The sequence below is a fragment of the Pyxidicoccus fallax genome (genome assembly GCF_012933655.1).
Lineage (GTDB): Bacteria > Myxococcota > Myxococcia > Myxococcales > Myxococcaceae > Myxococcus > Myxococcus fallax.
Window position 1 is genome coordinate 1 of the sequence record NZ_JABBJJ010000710.1, and the last position, 1,240, is coordinate 1,240.

Here is a 1,240-nt window from a genome sequence, read left to right on the forward strand (position 1 = left end):
GCCCAACCCCGACCCGCTTCCCCCGGGCCAGGAGACCACCCGCATCGGCTCCTTCAGCACCGGCGGCAACTGGTTCAGCGTGGGCGTGACGTACAGCTTCCCACCCGAGCCGACCCGGCCCCTGCCGGACGGCTTCCTGTAGGGGAAGCAGACAGGCGGGACCCGGAGCGTCCACTGCCGGAAATGGAGCGGCTTCGCGCTGCTGTTCCGGTGCGGAAATTATCGCCATACGCCCGGGAGAACTCCTTACGATGCGTGAGCCGGCCGAGCTCGTTTCCACGCCCAGGAAGATGTCCATGCCAGAGCAGTCGAAGACCGATGTGGAGAAGGAACTGCAGGACCTCCGGCGGGAGATCGTCGAGGCCCGCAATCTGGTCATCAAGAGCGACAACCTGCTGAAGAACCTCCATGCGGAGGTGAAGACGGTGGGGAAGCGCCACGAGGATTTCCAGAAGCGCCAGTGGATCTCCTCCGCGGTGGCCTACGTGCTGTTCGCGGTCATCGCCGTGGGCGCCGCCCTGATGATCACCAGCGCCCGCAGCTCCAGCGCCACCAATGAGCGCGAGCGGCTGGAGAAGATGGTCGCCGACCTCACCGGGCAGTTGGAGAAGCAGCGCGCGGACACGGCGGCGCACCAGACGGCCCAGCGCAGCGCGTCCGAGGTCTACAAGATGATGACCAACCTCCCCGGCGACGAGCGCCTCAAGGGCATCGACGCGCTGGTGAAGCTGGACACGTCCCGCCTGAGCAGCCTGGAGCGCCAGGCCCTCAATGACCGCGCCTCCGTGCTGCGCCGCGAGACGGGTGACGCCGCCTTCGAGCGCGGGAAGATCGCCTTCCGCAAGAACGAGATGCAGAGCGTCATCTCGGAGATGGAGCGCTTCCTGGCCATGAACCCGCCGCAGGAGCAGGCGCTGGACGCGTCCTTCTTCCTGGGCACCGCGTACAACCAGACGCGGCAGCACGACAAGGCCGTGCCCCTGCTGGCCCGCTTCGTCGAGGGCGACAAGGCCTCCAAGACGCGCGACTACGCCATGCTGCTGCTGGCCCAGTCGTACCAGGAGGTCGGTCAGCACGAGAAGGCGCTGGAGACCGCGCGTGACGCCGCTGGCACCTACCTCAACAGCCAGTACCAGCCGCAGTTCCGTGGCCGCATCGCCACCGTGAAGCGGCTGATGAACCCGGAGGCCGCGGGCGCGCCCGCCGGTGCCCCGGCCGCCGCCCCCGCGCAGGTGGCCAC

At 68.2% G+C, this 1,240-nt stretch carries 1 protein-coding gene; it reads left to right on the forward strand.

Going from position 1 to position 1,240, the window contains the following annotated elements; translation table 11 throughout:
* Positions 1-251: 251 nt before the first annotated feature.
* Positions 252-1,240, forward strand: a 989-nt coding sequence (locus HG543_RS53710) for a tetratricopeptide repeat protein (protein WP_169352682.1), incomplete at its 3' end; no start/stop codon positions are given.